2 protein-coding genes are annotated in these 1746 nt (G+C 64.2%); both read left to right on the top strand.

Translation table 11 applies throughout. The features are described from left to right. Positions 1 to 258: DUF932 domain-containing protein (locus GXB81_RS31085; RefSeq protein ID WP_205991217.1), on the top strand; the 258-nt coding region annotated here is incomplete at its 5' end. 122 nt (positions 259 to 380) lie between these two features. Then, positions 381 to 1733 (top strand): ParB/Srx family N-terminal domain-containing protein, encoded by a 1353-nt coding sequence (locus tag GXB81_RS31080; RefSeq protein ID WP_241016605.1) that lies wholly within the window; start codon positions 381 to 383, stop codon positions 1731 to 1733. The last annotated feature ends 13 nt before the right edge of the window (positions 1734 to 1746 follow it).

The raw sequence follows: 1746 nt of genomic DNA, 5'->3' as shown, positions 1-1746 counted from the left end.
GACCCGACCGACGCAGAGGCACCGGCCCCCATCACCGAAAACCAGTTGCTCGCTCCGCGTCGCTTCGAGGATCGCCGCGACGACCTCTGGACGGTCTTTAACCGCGTGCAGGAAAACCTCACCAAAGGCGGACTGCATGGCCGCTCGCGCACCGGTCGCGCCATGTCCACGCGTCCCATCACCGGCATCGACGAGAACGTGAAGCTCAACCGCGCGCTGTGGATGCTCGCTGAGGCCATGCGCCAGATGAAGGCGTAAGCGCCAGGAGCACGCCTCGCGGCCCATTGCGCCCTTAGCTGTCAGGACTCCTCGCCGGGTCGGTTCCTGACAGGTTCTGGCAACACCACGGCCCCGGCTTTTTCAATCTTCGGGAGTCAATCATGCAAGCCCAGATCGAAACCACTCAGGTAGAAACCGCCGAAGCGGCCTCCCCGCTCGAAACCCACTTCGGCAACGAGCAGCCCATCGCGACCGTGCCGTATGCCAGCCGGCGACGCTCGCCGCTCAATGCGCGCACGAATCCCCTGTCGGGCATTCCGGGACTCGCTGCCAATATCCGTGCGAAGGGATTGCTGCAGAATCTCGTCGTCCACGAGATGAAGGGATCACGTGGCAGGCAACGCAAGTATGGTGTCTGCGCGGGCCAGCGTCGCGAGGCTGCGCTTGACCTGCTGTTCGAACAGAAGCACATCACCGCCGATTATCCGGTGCCCGTGCGGATCGTCAGCGAAGGCGAAGCCCTCGCCATTTCGCTGATCGAGAACAGCGAGCGCGAAGGACTCGATCCGTTCGACGTGCTGCGCTCCTACCGGCTGCTCGCGGAGGAAGGCCGTAGCGTCGATTACATTGCGGCACTGTTCTCAGCCTCGCCGCTCACGGTCAGACGGCGCATGAAGCTCGCCAGCGTGTCTCCGAAGCTGCTCGCCCTGCTGCGCGAGGACGGCATCACCCTCGACCAGCTGGCCGCGCTCGCCCTGGCCGACGATCACGAAACGCAGGAGCGCGTCTGGTTCGATGCGCCGAACGACTGGCAGCGTGCCCCGCAGTATCTGCGGCAGGCGATCACGCAGGCGGAAATCGACGCGAGCCGCAGCCGTCTGGTGCGCTTTGTCGGACTCGCAGCCTACGAGGCAGCGGGCGGCTATGTCCGGCGCGACCTCTTCAGCGACACCGACAACGCCGGATTCATTGCTGACGCCGAACTGCTGCAACGGCTCGCCGGCGAAAAGCTCGAAGCCGTGGCGGAAGAAGTGCGCGCAGAGGGCTGGAACTGGACCGAAACGCGCATCGAACGCGACGTGCCCGAACTGAACCGCTACCACCGGCTCGATCCGCTCGACCGTCCCTATACGGAAGACGAGCAGCGGCAAATGGATGCGCTGACCGCCCGGCAGGATGAACTCGCGGAACAGTACGACGCGCTGTCGGAAGATGATGAAAACGCCTACGGGGAAGGCGAAAAGATCGAGGCCGAACTGGACGCTGTCACCGCCGCGATCCAGGTGCTCGAAACGCAGATACAGGCATGGGACGCGCAGCAGATGGCCGAAGCCGGTGCGTTCGTCATGCTCGACCCACAAGGCAACCTGATCATCGAGCGTGGGCTGATCGACGTGACAGTAATGCAGATCGCGATAACGGCGATATCACGGTCGGACAGGCCGTTTCCACGCTCGCCGAGGCAAGCCGGAAGCCCAAACCGGTTCACAGCGCGAAGCTCTGCCAGCGCCTGAGCGCCCATCGCAC

This window comes from Paraburkholderia sp. Ac-20336, from assembly GCF_017105025.1.
Classification (GTDB): domain Bacteria; phylum Pseudomonadota; class Gammaproteobacteria; order Burkholderiales; family Burkholderiaceae; genus Paraburkholderia.
Note: the sequence above shows the minus strand (reverse complement) of the source record. Positions and strands in the feature narration are given on the sequence as shown.